This window comes from Cupriavidus alkaliphilus, assembly GCF_014191175.1.
Taxonomy (GTDB): domain Bacteria; phylum Pseudomonadota; class Gammaproteobacteria; order Burkholderiales; family Burkholderiaceae; genus Cupriavidus; species Cupriavidus alkaliphilus.
Genome location: NZ_JACHWE010000002.1, coordinates 806236 through 826021, shown reverse-complemented (window position 1 = coordinate 826021; position 19786 = coordinate 806236). Strand labels below are relative to the sequence as shown.

Below are 19786 nucleotides of genomic sequence, written 5' to 3'. Positions count from 1 at the left end.
ACATGAATGCACTGACCCGCGCCGAACGCGCGCTAGTCGAATCCGCCGAGCCAGCGGTCACCTTTACCCTCAACGGCCGTGAAGTCAGCGCGCAGCCCGGCGAAAGCCTGCTGAAGGTGGCGCAGCGCGAAGGCTTCGACGTGCCGCACCTGTGCTACAAGGACGGCCTCGAGCCTGCCGGCAATTGCCGCGCCTGCATGGTCGAGATCCAGGGCGAGCGCGTGCTGGCGCCGTCCTGCTGCCGCTATCCCGCCGCAGGCATGCAGGTGCAGACCGAATCCGAGCGCGCCCGCCGCGCCCAGCGCACCGTGCTGGAGCTGCTGCAGTCGGACATGCCGGAAGCGGAATACACGCGCCACAACGAGCTTGACCAATGGGCGGCGAAGCTGGAAGTCGGCAAGCCGCGCTTTGCCCCGCGCGAACGCGTGGCGGCGGACCTGTCGCATCCGGCCATCGCGGTCAACCTGGATGCCTGCATCCAGTGCACCCGCTGCCTGCGCGCCTGCCGCGACGAACAGGTCAACGACGTGATCGGCCTGGCGCTGCGCGGCGACGATGCGCGCATCGTGTTCGACATGGACGACCCGATGGGCGCCTCCACCTGCGTCGCCTGCGGCGAATGCGTGCAGGCCTGCCCGACCGGCGCGCTGATGCCGGCGCGCGATGCCGCGCTGGCGGTGCCGGACAAGCAGGTGGAATCGGTGTGCCCGTACTGCGGCGTCGGCTGCCAGCTGACCTACAACGTCAAGGACAACCGCATCCTGTTCGTGGAAGGGCGCGATGGCCCGGCCAACCACCAGCGCCTGTGCGTGAAAGGCCGTTACGGCTTTGACTATGTCCAGCATCCGCAGCGGCTGACGGTGCCGCTGGTGCGCCGCGACGGCGTGCCCAAGCAGGGCGATTTCGTCATGGATCCCGACCACGTGATGGACGTGTTCCGCGAAGCCAGCTGGGAAGAGGCGCTGGCGCTCGCCGGCGGCAAGCTCGCGCAGATCCGCGACACCCATGGCAAGCGCGCGCTGGCCGGGTTTGGCTCGGCCAAGGGCAGCAATGAAGAGGCCTACCTGTTCCAGAAGCTGGTGCGCACCGGCTTCGGCAGCAACAACGTCGATCACTGCACGCGGCTGTGCCATGCCTCGTCGGTGGCGGCGCTGCTGGAAGGGATCGGCTCGGGCGCGGTGTCGAACCCGGTGATGGACGTCGACAAGGCCGAGGTGGTGATCGTGATCGGCGCCAACCCGACCGTGAACCATCCGGTCGCGGCCAGCTGGATCAAGAACGCGGTGAAGAACGGCACCAAACTGATCGTGGCCGATCCGCGCCGCTCCGACCTGGCGCGCTTCGCCTGGCGCTTCCTGCAGTTCAAGCCCGATGCCGACGTGGCGCTGCTCAACGCGATGATGCATGTGATCGTCAACGAGGGCCTGGTCGACCGGGATTTCATCGACAGCCGCACCATCGGCTTCGACGAGCTGCAGCGCAATGTGGCCGCGTACAGCCCAGAGCTGATGGCACCCATCTGCGGCATCGATGCCGAGACCATCCGCGAGGTCGCGCGCGTCTATGCCACCTCGAAGGGTTCGATGATCCTGTGGGGCATGGGCGTCTCGCAGCACGTACATGGCACCGACAACGCGCGCTGCCTGATCGCGCTGGCGCTGATGACGGGCCAGATCGGCCGGCCCGGCACCGGCCTGCATCCGCTGCGCGGGCAGAACAACGTGCAGGGCGCTTCCGACGCGGGGCTGATCCCGATGATGTACCCGGACTACCGGCGCGTCGACGACCCGCTGGCGATCGCCAGCTTCGAGGCGCTGTGGGGCATGCCGCTGGACCGCCAGCCGGGCCTGACCGTGGTCGAGGTAATGCAGGCGATCGAGCGTGGCGAAGTGCGCGGCATGTACATCATGGGCGAGAACCCGGCGATGTCAGATCCCGACGCCGAGCATGCGCGCGAAGCGCTGGCCTCGCTCGACCACCTGGTGGTGCAGGACATCTTCCTGACCGAGACGGCGTACCTGGCGGACGTGGTGCTGCCGGCCTCGGCCTTCCCCGAGAAGACCGGCACCTTCACCAACACCGACCGCACCGTGCAGCTCGGCCGGCAGGCGCTGAATCCGCCGGGGCAGGCGCGCCAGGACCTGTGGATCGTCCAGCAGATGGCGGCGCAACTGGGGCTGGACTGGCGCTACGACAGCGTGGAGGACGTGTTCAACGAGATGCGCCAGGCAATGCCGAGCATCGGCGGCATGACCTGGGAGCGCCTGGAGCGCGAGCACGCCGTGACCTATCCATGCATGGAAGAGGGCGATCCGGGCGAGCCGGTGATTTTCACGGACAGCTTCCCGACCGCCACCGGCCGTGGCCGCTTTGTCCCCGCCGACATCATTCCGGCCGCGGAGCGCCCCGATGCGGACTACCCGATGGTGCTGATCACCGGGCGCCAGCTGGAGCACTGGCATACCGGCAGCATGACGCGCCGTGCCGGCGTGCTCGATGCGATCGAACCCGATCCGGTGGCGCTGGTGCATCCGCTGGACCTCGACGCGCTGGGCGGCACGCCGGGCGGCGTGGTCACGCTGTCGTCGCGGCGCGGCGAGGTCACGCTGTATGCGCGCGCCGATGCCGGCACGCCGCGCGGCGCGGTGTTCGTGCCGTTCTGCTACTACGAGGCCGCGATCAACAAGCTGACCAACGCGGCGCTGGACCCGTTCGGCAAGATTCCCGAGTTCAAGTATTGCGCGATCAGGATGACGGCGGGCGGCGCGGTGCCGGTGCAATCAAGCTATGGCGGCGGGCAGATCCTGGAGCCCGCTTCGGCCTAGCCGCGAGGAGCGGTGGTGTTTCGCATCGCAGGCGGGACACCACCTCGACCTCAATAATTCATCGTCACATTGAGCATGGCGACGCGCGGATTGCCCACCGGCAGCACGTTGTTGTTCAGGCCGCCCGCGTAGTACATCTTGTCGAACACGTTCTTGACGTTGAACGCCGCGCGCCAGTGCGAGGCGACGTAGCCGACGGCAAGATCGGCGACGGCGTAGCCCGGCACGGTGTAGTTGAAGCTGTAGCCGCGCTTGGCGCTCTCGCCCCGCACGCCGGCACCGACATACCAGCCGGCCAGCGCGCCACGCAGGCGATACTGGCTCCAGACCGAGAAGCTGTGCCGGGGCACGCTGTTCAATGGCTTGCCGACGTTGGCGGCGGTGGTGTCCTCGGTGACTTCGCTGGCGATATAGGCGTAGGCCGCCGACACGCTGAGGCCGTTGCCGAGATCCTGCGTCAGTTCCACTTCCAGCCCGCGCGAGCGCTGTTCGCCCACGGCCACGCTGAATCCCGTATTGACCGGATCGCTGCTGAGCACATTGGTGCGCGTCAGGTCGAACGCGGCCAGCGTCAGCAGGCCGGTCTTGTCCGGCATGTCGAACTTGACGCCCACCTCGTACTGGCGGCCCTTCTCGGGCTTGAAGGTGGCGCCGCTGGCATCGGTGCCGGCGTTCGGCAGGAACGACGTGGCGAAGCTTGCGTACGGCCGCGCCCAGTTCGTCAGGTCGTACATTACGCCCGCGCTGCCGGTGACGGCGTTGCTGTCGTTGGTGTGGCGCGATGATGCCAGCCGGTCCGTCGTGCCGGTCCGCGCCGATTCGTAGCGCACGCCGCCGGTCACGGTCCAGCGCTCGGCCAGGCGCACCTGGTCGCGCAGGTAGAGGCCGAGCGCATCCAGCGTATCGGTCGCATCCAGGTTATAGGCGGGCGGGCAGTTGATGCTGGCGCCGTAGACCGGGTGGTAGACGTTCAGCGCGGCGACGCGGCACGTCTTCTGCAGGCGGTCTTCCTTCGTATGCCGGTAGTCGATGCCGAAGGTCACGCTGTGCGCGTGCCCCGTGAATGCAAAGGTCCGCTGCACGTTGGTGTCGACGCCGAACGAATTTCCCGAAAAGCTCTGCTGCGTGCCGCTGCGGTTCATCGACTGGCTGTTGAGCGCCATGGTGCCGGCCGAGACCAGCGTACCGCTCAGCGACGATGTCTGGTAGCGCAGGTTCTGGTTCAGGGTCCAGCCGGAGTCGAACCGGTGCGTCAGCGCGTAGCCGATGCGGTTCTGCTCGCCGTCATAGGACGGCGCATGCGGTTCGCCGATAAAGCGGTTGGCCGGCACCACGCCATTGCGGTTCGGCACCACGGTGCCATTCACGGGCAGCCCCTGCTGGCGCACGTAGTTGCGCTGGTTGTGGCTGGCCAGGATGGTGAAGTCCGTGCGCGCGCCAAGGTCGAGCGTCAGCGACGGCGCGATCCAGCGGTTGCGATACCAGACAAAGTCGGTCGGATCGTCGCTGTTCATCAACAGCCCGTTCAGGCGGAATGCCGCCTTGCTGTCGTTGGCCAGCGGCGTGCCCACGTCGACCGTCATCTGCCGGAAGCCGTAGTTGCCGACGGTGAGCCCCAGTTCGCCGAACAGTTCCGCGCGCGGGCGCTTGCTGACCATGTTGACCAGGCCGCCGGGCTGCACCGCGCCGAACAGTATCGAAGCCGGCCCCTTGAGCACTTCCACGCGCTCCACGCCGAACAGCTCTTGCGCCACGCGGTTGTTGCTGTCGACCAGCAGGCCGTCGGCAAAGACCGATTCCGAGGCACGCTGGCCGCGGATGATGAAGTCGTCCCAGCCGCGCCGACCAAAGGTGTTGGTGACCACGCCGGCCGAGTTCTGCAGCGCGTCGCCGAGGTTCTGTGCCTGCTGGCTGTCGAGCAGGTCGCGCGTGATCACGGTGATCGATTGCGCGGCGTCGGCCGCGGCTTCGCCCGACTTGGTCACGCCGGCCGCCCGGCGCGTGGCGAAACCGACGTCGGCCTGCCCGTCACCGGCGGCGCTGACCGTCACGGACGGCAGCGTGGCGAGTTCTTCGGCGGCGTGGGAGACAACGGCAGGCAGCAGCAGCGAACTGGCGGCGGCAGGTATGGCAAGACGGCGGAAGAGCATGACGGCCCAGGGCAAAAGCAAAGGCCGAATAATAAATGAGAATAATTCGCGTTTCTAGAAGTTTTGTCCATGCGTTGCCAGTTGCTTCGTCAACACGCTAAAGACGGCGAGATGACGAAATGGCGCCGTGGCCGCTCACATGGTCTCGTCGCGATCCTCGATCACCGAAATATCCCAGCACGACATAAACAGCGCGGCAAGCAGCGGACCTATCACAAAGCCATTGATGCCAAACACGGACATGCCGCCCAGGGTCGAGATCAGCACCACCCAGTCCGGCAGCTTGGTGTCCTTGCCGACCAGGATAGGGCGCAGCAGGTTGTCCACGGCGCCAATGACAAGGGTACCGATGGCAATCAGCGCGATACCTTTCCAGACCGGGCCGGCCAGCAAGAAATACACCGCGGCCGGACCCCAGACCAGCGCGGCGCCAATGGCCGGCAGCAGGGACAGGAACGCCATCAGCGTACCCCACAGCAACGCTCCATTGATGCCCAGCAGCAGGAAGGCCAGCCCGCCCAGGATTCCCTGCACCGCCGCCACCACGACGTTGCCCTTGACCGTGGCGCGCACGACGGTGGTGAACCGGCCGACCAGCCGGCGGGTGTGGGCGTCGCTCAGCGGGATCGCCTCGCGGAAGCGATGGGCAATGACGGTACCGTCCCGCAGCAGGAAAAACACCAGATACAGCATGACGCCAAGGCCTACGGCGAACTGCAGCGTGTTCTGGCCAATGGCGACAGCCTGGGCCGCCATGAACTGGCTGATGCGGGCGGCACCTTCGGTCAGTTTCGCTTGCAACCCCGCTACGTCGGCCAATCCCACTTCATTCAGCCATGCCTCGACGGAATCGGGCAGGGCCTGTACGGCCGTCTGGAAGTACTGGGCGAAATCCCATTTGCCGGTCTTGATCTGGTTGTAGGCAAGGGCGACTTCCTGCGCGAGCGTGGCAATCATCAGGAACACCGGGACAATGGCCATCAGCACGCAGACCAGCAGCGTGGTCAACGCTGCGAGATTTTCCCGGTTGCGGAAGCGCACCGTCAGCTTGCGGTGCATGGGGTGAAACAGGATGGCGAGGATGGTGCCCCAGAGGATCGCGCTGTAGAAGGGCAGCAGTATCCAGATGAACGCAATGGTGACGGCGACCAGAAGGATGTAAAAGCCTTTCAGATTGCGCATCGGATTGTCGATGAGTAGATGTGCCCCGGATACGATGCCGATGGTACCCTGACACTACCCTTCGGCGTCAGCGGGAGCGCTTCCGAACGAGTTTCGCTCCATGATCTGGTGATCCCTGCCGTGGATCAGCAGCTCGACCTTTGCGCGCCTGGCTTTCTCCATGCCGGTAGCGATCGCATGGTCCATCGACGTGAAGCGCTGCTGGTTGCCGGAGCGGCCCTCCGCTTCGACTGCCCAGCCATTATGGGTTGGCACGACATGGATATTCTTGCCTGGCATGGCGCTCTCCCGGAGTTGGCAGTACGAGTGTCTGCGGTGTGCAGCCGGCCAGCTATCGGGCATCGTCTGACAACACCGTCGGACTGACGGAAGAATCACGCAAGCCAGGCGCGACAACGCCCGCCTGGTGCCGTGGCGGGCGTTATTCGTGACAAGGGCAGTGCCAGGGCGGCTCAGCTCATCTTGTCGAGAATCCCCTGCATCTCGTCGACGTCGAAGGCGCGTAGCGTCTGCGTGCGCACGTTGCCCAGCGCGCCGACCGCCAGCCCGAACGCGGTCATGCTGGCGTCATCCTGGGCCTCGACGGTCAGCACGATGTCATATTTGCCCAGGGTCCAGTAGATGTCTTTCATCTGCACCCCGAAGCGTGCGCCCATCTCGCGCACCGCGGCGGCGCGCTTGGTGGTGTCCTTGACGGCGCGGATGCCCTGGTCGGTGAAGCTGGCTAGCACGATATAGCGGGTCATGGCGGGATCTCCGGTAAGGATCGATCGAACGCCGTCCCGGCTGCGCGCACGCGACCGATCGCAGCAAGCCGGGGCAGTGGTTCAGGGCGTCCCGGCGCAACACCGGGGGAACCTGAGCAACCCCACGGCGATGCATATCGCGCGCCAGCCGACGTGGCGTGCCGCGCAGCGGGAGATGCCACGGCGCCGGCCACGCGGCGCGGCACGCGGTGTATCAGTCCTGATACAGCGGCTGCCTTAGTCCTGTGCCGGCGCGGTGTCGCTTCCCCCGGCGTATCCAGCGCGGCGCGACGTTTGGGAACGAAAATTGCGCAATTAACCGCCATGACCCACACCCATCCTTCAACGCGATGGGCGCGGCAGGCGGGCAGGGTTTGTCTGCGGATGGCAGACGGGGTAGCAGTTTGGGTCAGCGGCCGGCGCCGGTATAGCCCTGGCTGCGCGGGCCCAGCCAGCGCCATAGCCGCTGTCGCCATGCGTCGCGAACGGGATCGGGCGCTGTCTTGCAGCGGGTGACGTGCAGGGAGGCGGCGGTGATCGCATACAGCTCGACATGGCCGGCATCGGACAAGGTAAAGCATTCGCTTGCCGTCAGCGCCGTGTCCTTCGGATCGCCATCGCGGATCAGCCACAGCTCGCCCGCGGTGCAGCGCACCGCCACCCGTTCGCCGGGCCCGGCCACCAGCCGCAGCGAGCTGCGGGCGGGCAGGGTGGCGGTCATATCGTTGCTTACCAGGTACATGATGGTCTCCTGGTTCAGGTCACGGCCAGGCCGGCGGGTACCGGCATCTCGCGTGGCGCGGATGGCGGCCGGATGAATTCGGCGATGCGCTGGATCACGGCGGGATCGCGCAGGATGCGGCGGTGGCCGAGGCCGGTAGTGGTTTCCAGCCGCGCGCCAGGCCAGGCGCCGGCGATGGCCGCGCCGTCTTCCCAGCGCACCTCCTTGTCGTCGCGGTCATGGATCACCAGCGTCGGTGGCACCGCGCGGGCCCGGCCCAGGTCCGGCACGTTGAAGGCCGACCATGGCATGCCCAGCCAGCGTTCGCTGTGGCGCTGCATGCGGCCCAGCACCGCCGGCGCCACGCCCAGTTGCCACGCCAGCGCGGCGCATGCCGCGCGCATGTCGGCGGGCGCGCCCAGCAGCACCGCGGCGCTCGCCGGCAGGCCTTCGCGCAGCGCCAGCGCCGTCGCCGCGCCGCCCAGGGAATGTGCCACCACGGCATGGACGGGGCCGGCATGCCATGCTGCCGCCAGCAGCGAGCGCGACATCTCCAGCACCGAAGTCTGCGCGGCGCCGCGCGCGCCGGCATCGGAGGCGCCGTGCGACAGCGCATCGAAGGCCACGACCCGCATGACCGCCGCCAACAGGCCGTCGATCACCGCATGCCACTGGCCCGCATGGCCGCCCCACCCATGGGCGAGCAGCACCACCGGCCCGGCGCTGCCCCAGCGGTAGACCCGCACCCGCCGGCTGGGTCCATGGCCGGTCACCAGGGCCCAGTCGGCGCGCGCACCGTCCAGCGCGTGCCGGGCGGCGGAGGTGGCGGCGCCCCGCGGCGGGCTGAACCAGATGCGCTCGAGCCGGCGTGCCGTCGCCGCGGGCATCAGCACGCTGCCCGCTTGCCAGCGCAAGCGCTGCAACCCCATCAGGGCACGCTGCACGGTGCCGTCGCGGCTGGCGGGCGCCGACGCATCGGGGTTGCGCAAGGCCGGCGCCGCCGCGGCGGGAGAAGGGGAAACCGGGGAAGGAGAAGAGACTGCTTGCGTCACGACCTGCACCTCCAATGGGTTCTGGATTGCGCGGCGTCATCGGAACCGGGCTGGCCGGAGGCGTCTCGCGCTGCTTAAAAGACCGACCAGTCGTGCTTTTTTCGGTACAAAAAAAGCCCGCCGGAGCGGTGTGCTGCCCGCCGGCGGGATAGCGCCGGCGCCGATGTCAGGTCCCCGCGCGATGGGGCGCGTCTGCCGCCGCGCGCGCAACCAGGGCCGCAAAGGCGTTCCGCGCCATCGCTTCTGCATCCTGCCGCCCCAGCAGCTTGAACGACTGCTGGAAGGCCATGCCGATGCCGGACAACTCGAAGGCGAACTGGCGCGGGTCGACCTTCGGCCCGAACTGGCCTTCTTCGATGGCGTCCCCCACCACCCGCGCGATGGTGCTGTGCCAGTCCTTCAGCGACTGCACCACCAGGTCGCGGATCGAGCCGGGGCGGTCGCGATACTCCTGCCCCAGCGCGGTAAACAGGCACCGTCCCTGCGTCACCGTGCCGCCCAGCCACTCCAGGTAGCCTTCGAACAGCGCCTGCAAGCGCGGCATGCCGCGTGGCTGGCGCATCGCCGGCCGGATCACGATGTCGCCGAAACGCTCCACCGCCAGGTCCAGCACCGCCTGTTGCAGCATCTCCTTGGACTTGAAGTGCGCATACAGGCCGCTCTTGGACATATTGGTATCGGCCGCCAGCGTGGCCAGCGACAACTGCTCGAAGCCGACCTTGGCGGCGGCGTCCAGCGCCTGCTCGATGATGGCTTTGCGGGTGAGATGTCCTTTCTGCATGCAGCGAAGAATAGCACGACCGGTCGGTTTGTCAACGAAACCGGATGCATGGTAGTTGCCCGGACTTGCGTTGTTGTGTCCGGGAGGCCATAACGTCATACAGCTATGCATGTGACGTCAACGCAAATTCCGAGGGCCCGTTACTGTCAAGGCGGCGCGAAGGCGTTGTGCTCTGTCCGACGCTTGGATGGGCGCCTTCGGGTAGATGCCGGCGCAAGATGACGGGCCAGCAAGAAATCTGCACAAAGTGTTTCGGCGGTTACATACGGAACGCTTTGCGTGCTCTATACTCGAATGCACGTCCGCGCACTTTTTTTCACTGGTGACTGGAGACCGACATGAACAGTACAGCCGTGCCGAGAGGCGCTAGCGAACCGTTCCGGCAACTGCGGGCGCTGCGCCGCGCGCGCAAGCTCAAGCAGGAGGACGTCGCTCGCAAGGCGGGCATTTCCCGGGAGGCCTACCTCCGGGCAGAATCAGGCCAGGCCGACCCCCGCATGTCGACCTTCCTGGCGGCCTGCGAGGCCCTGGGCCTGGAAGTGGTGCTGGCGCCGCAGCACCTTGCCGCCGACGTCAACGCTTTCATTGCCAGCCGCAACGGCGGCGTGACCGCTGCCTCGATGGCCGGCCAGCCCGCTGGCAGCGCGCCGGCACCGGCCGCGACCCCGGCCTCCGGCGGCGGTTTCGGCCCCGGTACCGGCGAGGGCCACAAACCGGTCTGATCCGCCTTCTGCCTGGCCGCGCGCATGCTTGTGCGGGCCGGTCCGGCAGCGGGCCTCCAGGCCACCCTCCGCAAGCGGCGCGTGCCCTCTGGCGCGCGCCGAGCCGCTTTTGTCCCGAGAGCCGTTTCTGGCACCGGACAGGCATGACGCCGCAGGCCTGACTGCCTGAGCCGGCGCTTTCCAGCCTTTTCTTCCTGCCGCTCTGGCGCCCGCCAGCGGCACCTTCCCAATTTCCCGCTTCGCCGCCTACAACTGCAAGTGCGCCGTGTGCTGCCCGCGCGCATCCGAGGTTTGACACGCCCGCTTCCGATGATTACGATATGGTAAATCCATTGAACAATACGTAATTCAAGCGCCGTGCGGCCAGCGCTGCGCTGATGGACCTCCCGGAGACGCAAACAACACCATGGACCTCACGCATACCCAGCTTGCCGAGCACGGCTATATGTCCGGCTTCGCCAACGAATTCGCCACCGAGGCACTGCCAGGCGCGCTGCCGGTGGGCCAGAACTCGCCCCAACGCGCGCCCTATGGCCTGTATGCCGAGCAGTTGTCGGGCACCGCGTTCACGGCGCCGCGTGCGCACAACCGCCGTTCGTGGCTGTACCGCATCCGCCCGGCGGCGATGCACAAGCCGTTCACGCTGATCGAACAGTCGCGTTTCCTGAGCCGCTTCGACCAGGTGCCGCCGTCGCCGAACCAGATGCGCTGGAGCCCGCCGGCAATGCCGTCGGTGCCGACCGATTTTGTCGATGGCATCGTCACCATGGCCGGCAATGGCGGCCCGGAAGCGATGACCGGTTGCGGCATCCACCTGTACCTGGCCAACCGCTCGATGCAGGACCGCTTTTTCTACAACGCCGACGGCGAGATGCTGATCGTGCCGCAGCAGGGCCGGCTGCTGATGGTGACCGAACTCGGCCGCCTGGAAGTCGAGCCGCACGAAATCGTGGTGATCCCGCGCGGCGTGCGCTTCCGCGTGGAGCTGCCTGACGGCGAGGGGCGCGGCTATATCTGCGAGAACTACGGCGCGCTGTTCCGGCTGCCTGACCTGGGCGTGATCGGCTCGAACGGCCTGGCCAACCCGCGCGACTTCCTCTCGCCGGTGGCCGGCTATGAAGACCGCGAGGGCAGCTTCGAGCTGGTGGCCAAGTTCCAGGGCAATCTGTGGCGCGCCGACATTGGCCACTCGCCGCTCGACGTGGTGGCCTGGCACGGCAACTACGCGCCGTACAAGTATGACCTGCGCCGCTTCAACACCATCGGTTCGATCAGCTACGACCATCCGGATCCGTCGATTTTCCTGGTGCTGCAGTCGCCGTCGGATACGCCGGGCGTCGACACCATTGACTTCGTCATCTTCGGGCCGCGCTGGCTGGCCATGCAGGACTCGTTCCGCCCGCCCTGGTTCCACCGCAATATCGCCAGCGAATTCATGGGCCTGATCGCGGGCGTCTATGACGCCAAGGCCGAAGGCTTCGCGCCCGGCGGTGCCAGCCTGCACAACTGCATGAGCGGCCACGGCCCGGATGCCGAGACGTTCGAGAAGGCCAGCGTCGCCGACACCTCGACGCCGCACCACATCGAAAACACCATGGCGTTCATGTTCGAAACGCCGGGCGTGATCCGCCCGACGCCGTATGCCGCGCAGTCGGCGTCGCTGCAACAGGAGTACTACACCTGCTGGCAGGGCCTGAAGAAGCATTTCAACCCGAACGTCCGCTAACGCGCTGGTGCCCGCCATCCCGCCGGTCTTTTCTCCCGCTCGCGGGAGCGGGCCGGCGAGAGCACAGGCTGCCACCAGGCAAGACAACTGCCGGCACGCCAAGCGTGCCCGCCAAACTTTCCGGAGCACCCGATGACCGCCCCCCAAACCAGCTGGATCGACAGCGCCAACGACGGCAACACCCATTTTCCGCTGCAAAACCTGCCCTACGGCGTGTTTTCCACCAAAGGCCAGGCGCCCCGTGTCGGCGTCGCTATCGGCGACCAGGTCCTGGACCTCGCCGCACTGGACCAGGCGGGCCTGCTGCCTGAAGCGGCCCGGGGCACGTTTGCCGCGGCCAGCCTGAACCGCTTCATCGCGCTGGGCCAGCCGGTATGGAGCGAGACGCGCCGGCGCCTGACGGCACTGCTGTCCGGTGCGGACGCCGCGTTGCGCGACAACGCCGCCTTGCGCGACCAGGCGCTGGTGCCGATGTCGGCCGCGACCCTGCACCTGCCGGTCGAGATCCCGGGCTACACGGACTTCTATTCGTCGAAGGAGCACGCCACCAACGTCGGCCGCATGTTCCGCGACCCGGACAACGCGCTGTTGCCGAACTGGCTGGAAATCCCGATCGGCTACAACGGCCGCGCCAGCTCGGTGGTGGTGAGCGGCACGCCGCTGCATCGCCCCAACGGCCAGATCAAGCTGCCGAACGAGGAGCGCCCGGTTTTCAGCGCCTGCCGCAAGCTGGATTTCGAGCTGGAGATGGGCTTTATCGTCGGCAAGCCCTCGGCCCTGGGCGAGCCCGTCAGCACCGCCGACGCGCCGGCGCATATGTTCGGCATGGTGCTGCTCAACGACTGGAGCGCGCGCGATATCCAGCAATGGGAATACGTGCCGCTGGGGCCGTTCAACAGCAAGGGCTTCGGGACCTCGATCTCGCCATGGGTGGTCACCATGGAAGCGCTCGAGCCGTTCCGCCGCGACAATCCCGCGCAATCGCCCGAGCCGCTGTCGTACCTGCAGCAGCAGGGCAAGAACGCCTACGACATCGCACTGGAAGTCGCACTGCAGCCCGCCGGCGCAACGGCCCCCAGCACCATCTGCCGCACCAACTTCAAGGCGATGTACTGGACCATGGCGCAGCAGCTGGCGCACCACACCGTGTCGGGATGCAACGTGCGCGTGGGCGACCTGATGGGCTCGGGCACGATCAGCGGCACCACGCCGGACTCTTACGGCAGCCTGCTCGAGCTGACCCGCAACGGCGCCGAGCCGCTGACCCTGGCCGATGGCAGCCAGCGCAGCTTCCTGCAGGACGGCGACGACGTGATCATGACCGGCTACTGCCAGGGCGACGGCTACCGCGTCGGCTTCGGTACGGTGTCGGGCAAGATCCTGCCGGCGCGTTGAAGCGAGGGCGCTGGCCGGCAGGCTTCAGCCGGCGTCAGCGCCAACCGCGGCGGCATCCAGGATGACCGCCGCGCGGCCCGACAGCAGCGTACGTCCCGCGGCACTGACGACAAAGGCATAGAGCACGGTGGCCCCTTCGCCGCTGATGCGCTCAGCCGTGACTTCCAGCGGCGCCGGGATATCGTCGAGCCGTTCCACCTGCAGCACCAGCTTGCGCACGCTCGCAAGATAGCCCGTTCGCGGGCGCTGCGGCGCGCCGCCTGCCTGCACGGCCTCGGCCAGCAGGGCGCCATGCACGGCCATGGCCTGCGCGGCATATTCGATCCCGCACACCGCTGCCAGCCGGTCCTGCGCGCGCAGCGGATTCTCCGCGTGCGTGTGGCTGGTTGCCGTGCAGCGGATCGATGCCGCGTCCCACGCCGCCACGCCGTCGAGCAGGCACATGCTGCCCTGGTGCGGAATGCGCGCCGCGATCCAGGCGCGGTCCCGGATCGCCTCAGGCATGGGCCTGGCTGCCGAGACTGGTGACTTCGGCTTCGATCCGCAGCGTGTCCAGATAATCCAGTACCACCGTGCCGGTCTCGCCGCGGGCGATGGCGGCGAGGAGCGGCAGCACGCGCGCGGCCGGGGCCGAGTTGCGCAGCGCTTCGAGCGCCGTGTCCGGCATCACGGTGGCCGGCGCCTGTGTCAGCGCCACCGCGATGCGCGCCAGCGAGCGCGCGCTCGGTTGCGGCGTAAGCAGCAGCGCCACGCCGAACGGGTCGGGAATCGGCCGGCAGGTGTGCAGTGGCTCCGGATAGCCGGTGTCATAGGCGACCAGCAGGCACGGCTCCGCATCGGCGGTGGCCTGCAGCACGCCTTCCAGCAGACCCGCGCCAAAGCTGCCATCCATCGCGCACAGCACGTTGGAGGCGCGCATCGCGCCGGCGGCGATCGACCAGTAGCCGGCGGTCGCGTTGTGCACGGAGTTGTGGAAGCGCGTGGGCGACATCAGCGGCTCGGGCTGCGCCAGCGCTTCGCAGATGGCATGGAAGTTGTGGCCATCGCTGCTGGACGAGGTGAAGATCGTCGGCAGTTGCGCGGCATCGCAGCCGCTGGCCGCCACTGCCTGCTGGCCCACGCCCAGCGCCAACCGGACGGTGGGCCCGGTGCGGCGGCGCTCGGCCGGGGGCAGGCCCGACGGCAGCGGCAGCTCAGTGGCCGCGTGCGCGTATGGCGTGCGTCCCGCGAGCACGGCACTGGCCTGCTGCCAGCCGCTCAGGCCGGGGCCGAGCAGGCCGATGCTTTCGAGATAGATTGGCTGTGGCATGGCGCTGGCTCAGTGAGCAACCGCGTCCGCACGGGCGAACAGCAGGCTGCAGTTGGATCCACCGAAACCGAACGCATTGCTCATCGCGTAGCGCAACGGCGTGTCCTGGTTGGCGAGCTGGTAGTTCACGCCGAGCGCGGGGTCGACCTGCGTGGTGTTGATGCCGGCCGGCACCAGGCCGTGGCGCAGCGCCAGCGCGCAGATCACCGCCTCGAGCGCGCCGGCCGCGCCCAGCGCATGGCCGGTGGCGCCCTTGGTCGAGCTGCACGGCGTGCCGGGCAGCACCGCGGCCATGGCCAGCGCTTCGGCGGCGTCGTTGCTGCGCGTGGCGGTACCGTGCAGGTTGACGTAGCCGACCTGCTCCGGCGCGATGCCTGCGCCGGCCAGCGCCTGCGCCATCGCCATGCGCGCGCCCAGCCCATGCGGGTGTGGCGTCGACATATGGTGGGCGTCGCTCGATTCGCCGATGCCTGCGAGCAGGATGGCATCGTCCGCCACCTTGCCGGTCACGCGTTCGAGCAGGCCGAAGACCGCGCCTTCGCCGATCGAGATGCCGTTGCGGGCCACGTCGTAGGGCCGGCACGGCTGGCGCGACAACAACTCCAGCGCATTGAAGCCGTACAGCGTGGTGTGGCACAGCGAGTCGACGCCGCCTACCACCGCCGCATCGATCAGCCCGGCCTCCAGCATGCGCCGCGCCGAGCTGAACACCTTGGCTCCGGACGAGCACGCCGACGATACCGCTGCCGCCGGCCCTGACAGGCCCAGCTGCTGGCGCAGGAACGCCGGCAGCGAGTAGGGGTTGTGCGTGCCGCCGTAGTGGAAGTCCGACGGCAGCGCGCCGCTGGCCGGATCGCGCTGGCGATAGCCCAGCTCCGTCTGCAGCACGCCCGCGGTGCTGGTGCCGAGAAAGACACCGATGCGGTGGGCGCCATAGCGCGCCGCCGCCTCGCGCACCCGCTCGGCAAAGCCATCCTGCTCCAGCGCCAGCTGCGCCAGCCGGTTGTTGCGGCAGTCGAACATGGCCAGCGCGGCCGGCAGCGTGACGGCGTCGAGGCCGGCGACTTCGCCGACATAGGTATCGAGGGCGACGTCGCCGAAGCGGCACGGCGCCAGGCCGCCGCGCTGCGCGCGCAGCGCCGCCAGCGTGGCGTCGAGGCCGGCGCCGAGGCAGCTGGTGGCGGTGAAATGCGAGAACAGGAGCGGGGACACAGCTTCGGTGAGGCGAATGGAAGGAATCTCTGAAGGCAGCGGCAATTGTAACAAGCCGCGGCGGCTCAGCCCGGCGGCACCGCGGCGCGCAGCGTCACGCAGCGCAGTCCGGCGCGATCGATCGCGGCCAGCAGGCCCGGCAGCACGGTGGTGCAATGGGGATGGCCGGCAGGGTCCAGGCCGGGGTTGCCGTCGTGCAGCAGCAGGATGTCGCGCCCGGCCAGCCCGCCGGCCAGGCGCCGCGCCACGTGCGCGGCGTTGTTGCCGCTGAGGGTATCGAAGCCGCGCCGGGTCCAGGCCGCCAGGTGCAGCCCGAGCCGGCACAGCACCGGCTCCAGGAAGGGATTGCGCAGACCCGCCGGAGCGCGGAAGAAGCGCGGCGCCTGGCCGGTGATCTCAGTCAGCACCTGCTGCGCGGCGGCGATATCGCGCTGCATGCGCGCGGGCCCGAAGAGCGAGAAGTGCAGCCGGTGGTACATGCTGTGGTTCTCCACGGCATGGCCGCGGCGCACGATCTCGCGCACCAGTTCGGGATGCGCCGCGGCGCGCTCGCCGATGCAGAAAAACGTCGCGCTGGCACCGTGCTGGTCCAGCAAGTCGAGCACCCGCGGCGTCAGGTCCGGGTTGGGGCCGTCGTCGAAGGTCAGCGCCACGCAGCCCTCGGCCGATGGCGGCAGGCGCACCAGGTTGGGCCCGAGCCAGGTGCTGCGCGGCCACAGGCCGGCCGCGCACATCGCCGCGTGGGTCGCGCCGACGCCTGCCACGGCCCAGCCCGCGCCCTGCGGATAGGCAAGCAGCGCGCCGACGGCGCCCACATGGACCGCGGCGGCGCCATAAAGCAGCGGGGTGGGCCGCCAGCGACGGCTGGGGGACCCCTCGGGCAGGGCAACGCCCGGTGCGGATAGCGGCTTCATGTTGCACTCCCGGCCTTCCCCGCCGCCGCCGACGGCGGCGCGGGCGCGAGGATGGCCGAAAACCACAGCGCCAGCACGGCGCCGGGGCCGACCGTCAGGCCGAATGCCTGCAGCAGCGGCAGGCTCGACAGCGACAGCAGGCCGAACGCGGCGACCGTGGTCAGGTTGGCCAGCAGCAGCGACACCAGCGTGTGCGGGGAAGCGCCAGCCGCCTGGCCGTCTGCCGCCGGGCCATTAAAGAATAGTGCGTAGTTGGAGCCGACCGCGGCCAGCAGCAGCAGGCCGACCAGGTGCAGCAGCGTCAACGGCTGGCCCAGCGCCGCCAGTCCGCCCAACACCACCACCGCGGCGGCGGCCAGCGGCAGTACCGTCGCCAGCACCCGCCGCGGCGAGCGCAGCGCCACGGCCAGCAGGGCGATGATCGCCAGCAGTCCGGCCAGCGACAGCAGCAGGGCCTCGCGCAGGTAGCTGGCATAGAGCCGGTCGGATTCGCCCTTGAGATCGACGAACAGGGTATCGGGCACGCCCGCCCGCCGGATCGCGGCGCGCACCGCGGCGCTGTCGACACCGTCGGCCGCGCTGGCATGGTTCGGCGCATGCACCGGCGCGCGCAGCGGCAGGGTGGCGCTCCAGCGGCCTTCGCGCTGCACCAGCAGGGCGTCGACCGCCAGCGCCATCGAGGTGCCGCGCAAGCTCTCGCGCTGCAGCAGGGGCCCGGTGCGGGCGGCTTCGGCCTGCGCCAGGAAGGGAGCGAACACCGAGGCGCGCACCGGCTGGCCGGCGATGGCGGCATGCAGCCGCTGCGCCAGCACATCGGGCTGCGGCAGGCTGGCCTGGCGCTCGCGCTGGGTGGCGGCGCTGGGCAGGTAGCGCGCCGGGCTCTCGTAGCCGCCGATGAAGTTCTGCGCCACCAGCGGTTCCAGCTCGTGCGCGACGCGCTCCGCGCCCTGCAGCACGGATTCCTGGTCCGGGCCCGACACCACCACCAGGTAGCGCACGTCGGGTGCCCCGAGGTTCTCGCGCAGCGAGGTGTCGAGCGCCTGGTCGCTGGCCGATACCGGGCTCAGCGCCTGCAGTTCCCGCCCCCACAGCTTGCCGCGATGCTGGACCAGCACCACGCAGGTGCCCACTACAAGCAGCACTACCAGCCAGCGCAGCCGGGGCGCGCGCTCCGTCAGCCATTGCAGCCTGCGGCCCAGTGGTGCGACGTCGCGCAGCTGCAGCGTGGCCGGCACCAGCTGCGGCAGCACGAAGCGTGTGACCAGCGCGGCGGTGGCAAGCCCAGCGATCGAATACAGCCCCAGCTGCGCCAGCCCCGGGAAACCCGACAGCAGCAGCGACGCAAAGCCGCAGACCGAAGTCAGCACCCCCAGGCGCACCGTCGGCCAGAAGCCGCCCAGCCAGGCGCGCTCGTCGCGCTGGCCATTGCGCGTGTACTGCGCGGACTGCACGAACAGGTAGATGGAATAGTCGACCGCTTCGCCGATCAGCGTGGTGCCAAAGCCCAGCGTCAGGCCATGCACGGCACCGCCGAAGCCCAGGCTGACCGCGGCGATCCCCGCCAGCGCGCCGCTGAGTACGGGCACCAGCCCGAGCACCAGCAGCGGCACCGAGCGGTACACCGCCAGCAGCAGCGTGACGATGATGGCCAGCCCGATGGCCGAGAGCCGCTCGACATCGTGCCGGATGGTGTCGCGCGCCTTGACCGAGAACACGCCCGGTCCCGTCATCACCAGTTGGTAGGGCCCGGCCGCGGCGGCGGTGTTGAACGCTTGCTGCACGGCCGCCATCGCCTCTGCCTGCGCATCGGTATCCGAGCCCGCGCCGGCGGTCTGCGCCAGCAGCAGCGCGCGCTTGCCGTCGCGCGAGGCCCACGCGCCCGCATGCATCGGCACGCGCTGGCCGGCATCGAGCTGCGCCAGCATCGCCGCGACCTCGCCGGTGGGATCGCGCGGCAGCAATGACTTGGTGAAGAGCCCGGCGGAAGAGGCCAGCAGCGCGAACGAATCATTCACCGCCTGGGCCAGGCCGTGCTCGCTGAACCGCTCCGGCGTCACCGCGGGGCTGAGCAGGTAGCGGTGCGCGAACACGAATTCGCGGTCCGCCGCCTGGTTGACCGGCTCGCCGTTCTGCACCGAGGCGAAGCGCCGGTCGCCGCGCAGTTGCGCCGCCATCGCGCGCGAGACCGTGGCGCGGCCATCGGCATCGCCGCCTTCGATGCCGACCAGGATCAGGCGCGATACCAGCCCGTCGCGCAGCTGGTTCACCAGCAACTGCTGTTCGGCGCTGGGCAGCCGCGGCAAAAAGGCGGACAGGTCGGCGGTGAAGCTGGTGCGGCTGATGACCGCGGCGCAGGCCAGCAGTGCCAGCACCCACAGCGCCAGCGCCAGGCGGCGCGGTGCCGCCCTCATCGGCTCGCGGCCGGCCGGATCTTCATCACCGAGCGGTCACCGTCGGCCTGCCGGATCTCGATCTGCTCCAGCGCATCCTGCCTGCCGTCGATGCGCACCTGGCTGACGGCCGCGGCCATGCGCGAGTCCGCCGGCGTCAGTGTCAGCGTCCAGCGGCTGGCGCGGCCCTCAACGCCGAGCTTGTAGTAGCGCTCCAGCGCATCGCGGTTGCCGGCCAGCGTGGCGCGGATGCTCTCGATAAAGGCGGCGATCTCGGGGTAGTTCTGCAGCGGCATGGTGTAGCGCTTGCCGTCGCGCTCGATGGTCAGCATGTCGCCGTCGAGCACCAGGTTTTCCGCCTTGGGCGAGAGCGTGCGCTTTTCCAGGTGGTCGGGCGCGGTGAAGCGCAGCTCGCCCGAGGACTGCACCGGCTTGTCGAGCAGCGCCAGGTACTTGGTCTCGGTAAACAGCACGCGCCCGGACTTGCGCTGCGCCAGCGTGGACATCAGCTGGTCGACCCCGAACGCGGCAGTGGCTGCGGTGGCTGCCGGGGCTGCTGCTGCCGTGGCCGCCTGCGGTGCAAGCGCGAGCAGAGCGCCTGCCAGCACAGTCGACAACGAATAGCGGAAAGGGCGCGCGAAGAAGAACATCAGTGGCGGGC

General features: G+C 68.8%; 17 protein-coding genes. 4 read left to right on the top strand and 13 right to left on the bottom strand.

Features of this window, described 5'->3' with window-relative positions:
- Nucleotides 1-2 precede the first annotated feature (2 nt).
- Nucleotides 3-2825, top strand: coding sequence for a formate dehydrogenase subunit alpha (fdhF, locus tag FHX60_RS10155; RefSeq protein WP_112775510.1), 2823 nt, complete (start codon nt 3-5; stop codon nt 2823-2825).
- 50 nt (nt 2826-2875) lie between these two features.
- On the opposite strand, the gene FHX60_RS10150 is transcribed toward fdhF, so the two are convergent.
- The 7 genes from FHX60_RS10150 to FHX60_RS10120 form a co-directional block, all read right to left on the bottom strand.
- Nucleotides 2876-4975, bottom strand: coding sequence for a TonB-dependent siderophore receptor (locus FHX60_RS10150; protein WP_183283259.1), 2100 nt, complete (start codon nt 4973-4975; stop codon nt 2876-2878).
- Between the two features lie 135 nt (nt 4976-5110).
- On the bottom strand, nt 5111-6169 hold the full coding sequence (locus FHX60_RS10145; RefSeq protein ID WP_220091224.1) for an AI-2E family transporter: 1059 nt from the start codon (nt 6167-6169) through the stop codon (nt 5111-5113).
- A 42-nt stretch (nt 6170-6211) separates the two neighbouring features.
- Entirely contained in the window at nt 6212-6436 is a 225-nt protein-coding gene (locus tag FHX60_RS10140; RefSeq protein ID WP_092309927.1) for a DUF2188 domain-containing protein, read from the bottom strand.
- A gap of 173 nt (nt 6437-6609) precedes the next feature.
- The gene (locus tag FHX60_RS10135) at nt 6610-6903 is read right to left on the bottom strand and encodes a GYD domain-containing protein (RefSeq protein ID WP_092309924.1); all 294 of its coding nucleotides are present in this window, start codon (nt 6901-6903) and stop codon (nt 6610-6612) included.
- Between the two features lie 409 nt (nt 6904-7312).
- A complete protein-coding gene (locus FHX60_RS10130) occupies nt 7313-7645 on the bottom strand; it encodes a DUF2917 domain-containing protein (RefSeq protein ID WP_112775507.1) in 333 nt (110 codons plus the stop codon).
- A gap of 14 nt (nt 7646-7659) precedes the next feature.
- On the bottom strand, nt 7660-8676 hold the full coding sequence (locus tag FHX60_RS10125) for an alpha/beta fold hydrolase (RefSeq protein WP_183283258.1): 1017 nt from the start codon (nt 8674-8676) through the stop codon (nt 7660-7662).
- A gap of 166 nt (nt 8677-8842) precedes the next feature.
- A complete protein-coding gene (locus tag FHX60_RS10120) occupies nt 8843-9457 on the bottom strand; it encodes a TetR/AcrR family transcriptional regulator (protein WP_260163812.1) in 615 nt (204 codons plus the stop codon).
- A gap of 338 nt (nt 9458-9795) precedes the next feature.
- On the opposite strand from FHX60_RS10120, the gene FHX60_RS10115 reads away from it, so the two are divergent.
- The 3 genes from FHX60_RS10115 to fahA all read left to right on the top strand — a co-directional run bounded on the left by FHX60_RS10115 (nt 9796) and on the right by fahA (nt 13300).
- Nucleotides 9796-10179 carry a helix-turn-helix domain-containing protein gene (locus tag FHX60_RS10115; RefSeq protein ID WP_018008605.1) on the top strand — a complete coding sequence of 128 codons (384 nt, stop codon included), beginning with the start codon at nt 9796-9798 and terminating at the stop codon, nt 10177-10179.
- 406 nt (nt 10180-10585) lie between these two features.
- On the top strand, nt 10586-11905 hold the full coding sequence (gene hmgA, locus FHX60_RS10110; protein ID WP_183283255.1) for a homogentisate 1,2-dioxygenase: 1320 nt from the start codon (nt 10586-10588) through the stop codon (nt 11903-11905).
- A 132-nt stretch (nt 11906-12037) separates the two neighbouring features.
- On the top strand, nt 12038-13300 hold the full coding sequence (gene fahA / locus FHX60_RS10105) for a fumarylacetoacetase (RefSeq protein ID WP_183283254.1): 1263 nt from the start codon (nt 12038-12040) through the stop codon (nt 13298-13300).
- Nucleotides 13301-13324: 24 nt separating this feature from the next.
- Here fahA and FHX60_RS10100 read toward each other — a convergent pair whose 3' ends face one another.
- The 6 genes from FHX60_RS10100 to FHX60_RS10075 form a co-directional block, all read right to left on the bottom strand.
- A complete protein-coding gene (locus tag FHX60_RS10100) occupies nt 13325-13804 on the bottom strand; it encodes a hotdog family protein (RefSeq protein ID WP_183283252.1) in 480 nt (159 codons plus the stop codon).
- On the bottom strand, nt 13797-14609 hold the full coding sequence (locus FHX60_RS10095) for a beta-ketoacyl synthase chain length factor (protein WP_112775502.1): 813 nt from the start codon (nt 14607-14609) through the stop codon (nt 13797-13799). Before FHX60_RS10095 ends, FHX60_RS10100 begins: the two co-directional genes overlap by 8 nt.
- A 9-nt stretch (nt 14610-14618) precedes the next feature.
- On the bottom strand, nt 14619-15821 hold the full coding sequence (locus FHX60_RS10090) for a beta-ketoacyl-[acyl-carrier-protein] synthase family protein (protein WP_183283250.1): 1203 nt from the start codon (nt 15819-15821) through the stop codon (nt 14619-14621).
- 65 nt (nt 15822-15886) lie between these two features.
- Nucleotides 15887-16735 (bottom strand): polysaccharide deacetylase family protein, encoded by an 849-nt coding sequence (locus FHX60_RS10085; RefSeq protein WP_183283249.1) that lies wholly within the window; start codon nt 16733-16735, stop codon nt 15887-15889.
- The gene (locus FHX60_RS10080) at nt 16732-19146 is read right to left on the bottom strand and encodes an MMPL family transporter (RefSeq protein ID WP_183283248.1); all 2415 of its coding nucleotides are present in this window, start codon (nt 19144-19146) and stop codon (nt 16732-16734) included. The genes FHX60_RS10085 and FHX60_RS10080 overlap by 4 nt, the downstream gene beginning before the upstream one ends.
- Nucleotides 19143-19775 (bottom strand): LolA-related protein, encoded by a 633-nt coding sequence (locus FHX60_RS10075; RefSeq protein WP_183283443.1) that lies wholly within the window; start codon nt 19773-19775, stop codon nt 19143-19145. Before FHX60_RS10075 ends, FHX60_RS10080 begins: the two co-directional genes overlap by 4 nt.
- Nucleotides 19776-19786 lie beyond the last annotated feature (11 nt).

What these genes read in the sequence shown, in the direction of transcription:
- FHX60_RS10150 (WP_183283259.1), bottom strand. Translation starts at nt 4,975, where the DNA reads ATGCTCTTCCGCCGTCTTGCCATACCTGCCGCCGCCAGTTCGCTGCTG.
- fdhF (WP_112775510.1), top strand. Translation starts at nt 3, where the DNA reads ATGAATGCACTGACCCGCGCCGAACGCGCGCTAGTCGAATCCGCCGAG.
- FHX60_RS10115 (WP_018008605.1), top strand. Translation starts at nt 9,796, where the DNA reads ATGAACAGTACAGCCGTGCCGAGAGGCGCTAGCGAACCGTTCCGGCAA.
- FHX60_RS10130 (WP_112775507.1), bottom strand. Translation starts at nt 7,645, where the DNA reads ATGTACCTGGTAAGCAACGATATGACCGCCACCCTGCCCGCCCGCAGC.
- hmgA (WP_183283255.1), top strand. Translation starts at nt 10,586, where the DNA reads ATGGACCTCACGCATACCCAGCTTGCCGAGCACGGCTATATGTCCGGC.
- FHX60_RS10140 (WP_092309927.1), bottom strand. Translation starts at nt 6,436, where the DNA reads ATGCCAGGCAAGAATATCCATGTCGTGCCAACCCATAATGGCTGGGCA.
- FHX60_RS10100 (WP_183283252.1), bottom strand. Translation starts at nt 13,804, where the DNA reads ATGCCTGAGGCGATCCGGGACCGCGCCTGGATCGCGGCGCGCATTCCG.
- FHX60_RS10080 (WP_183283248.1), bottom strand. Translation starts at nt 19,146, where the DNA reads ATGAGGGCGGCACCGCGCCGCCTGGCGCTGGCGCTGTGGGTGCTGGCA.
- FHX60_RS10085 (WP_183283249.1), bottom strand. Translation starts at nt 16,735, where the DNA reads ATGAAGCCGCTATCCGCACCGGGCGTTGCCCTGCCCGAGGGGTCCCCC.
- FHX60_RS10120 (WP_260163812.1), bottom strand. Translation starts at nt 9,457, where the DNA reads ATGCAGAAAGGACATCTCACCCGCAAAGCCATCATCGAGCAGGCGCTG.
- FHX60_RS10135 (WP_092309924.1), bottom strand. Translation starts at nt 6,903, where the DNA reads ATGACCCGCTATATCGTGCTAGCCAGCTTCACCGACCAGGGCATCCGC.
- FHX60_RS10075 (WP_183283443.1), bottom strand. Translation starts at nt 19,775, where the DNA reads ATGTTCTTCTTCGCGCGCCCTTTCCGCTATTCGTTGTCGACTGTGCTG.
- FHX60_RS10095 (WP_112775502.1), bottom strand. Translation starts at nt 14,609, where the DNA reads ATGCCACAGCCAATCTATCTCGAAAGCATCGGCCTGCTCGGCCCCGGC.
- fahA (WP_183283254.1), top strand. Translation starts at nt 12,038, where the DNA reads ATGACCGCCCCCCAAACCAGCTGGATCGACAGCGCCAACGACGGCAAC.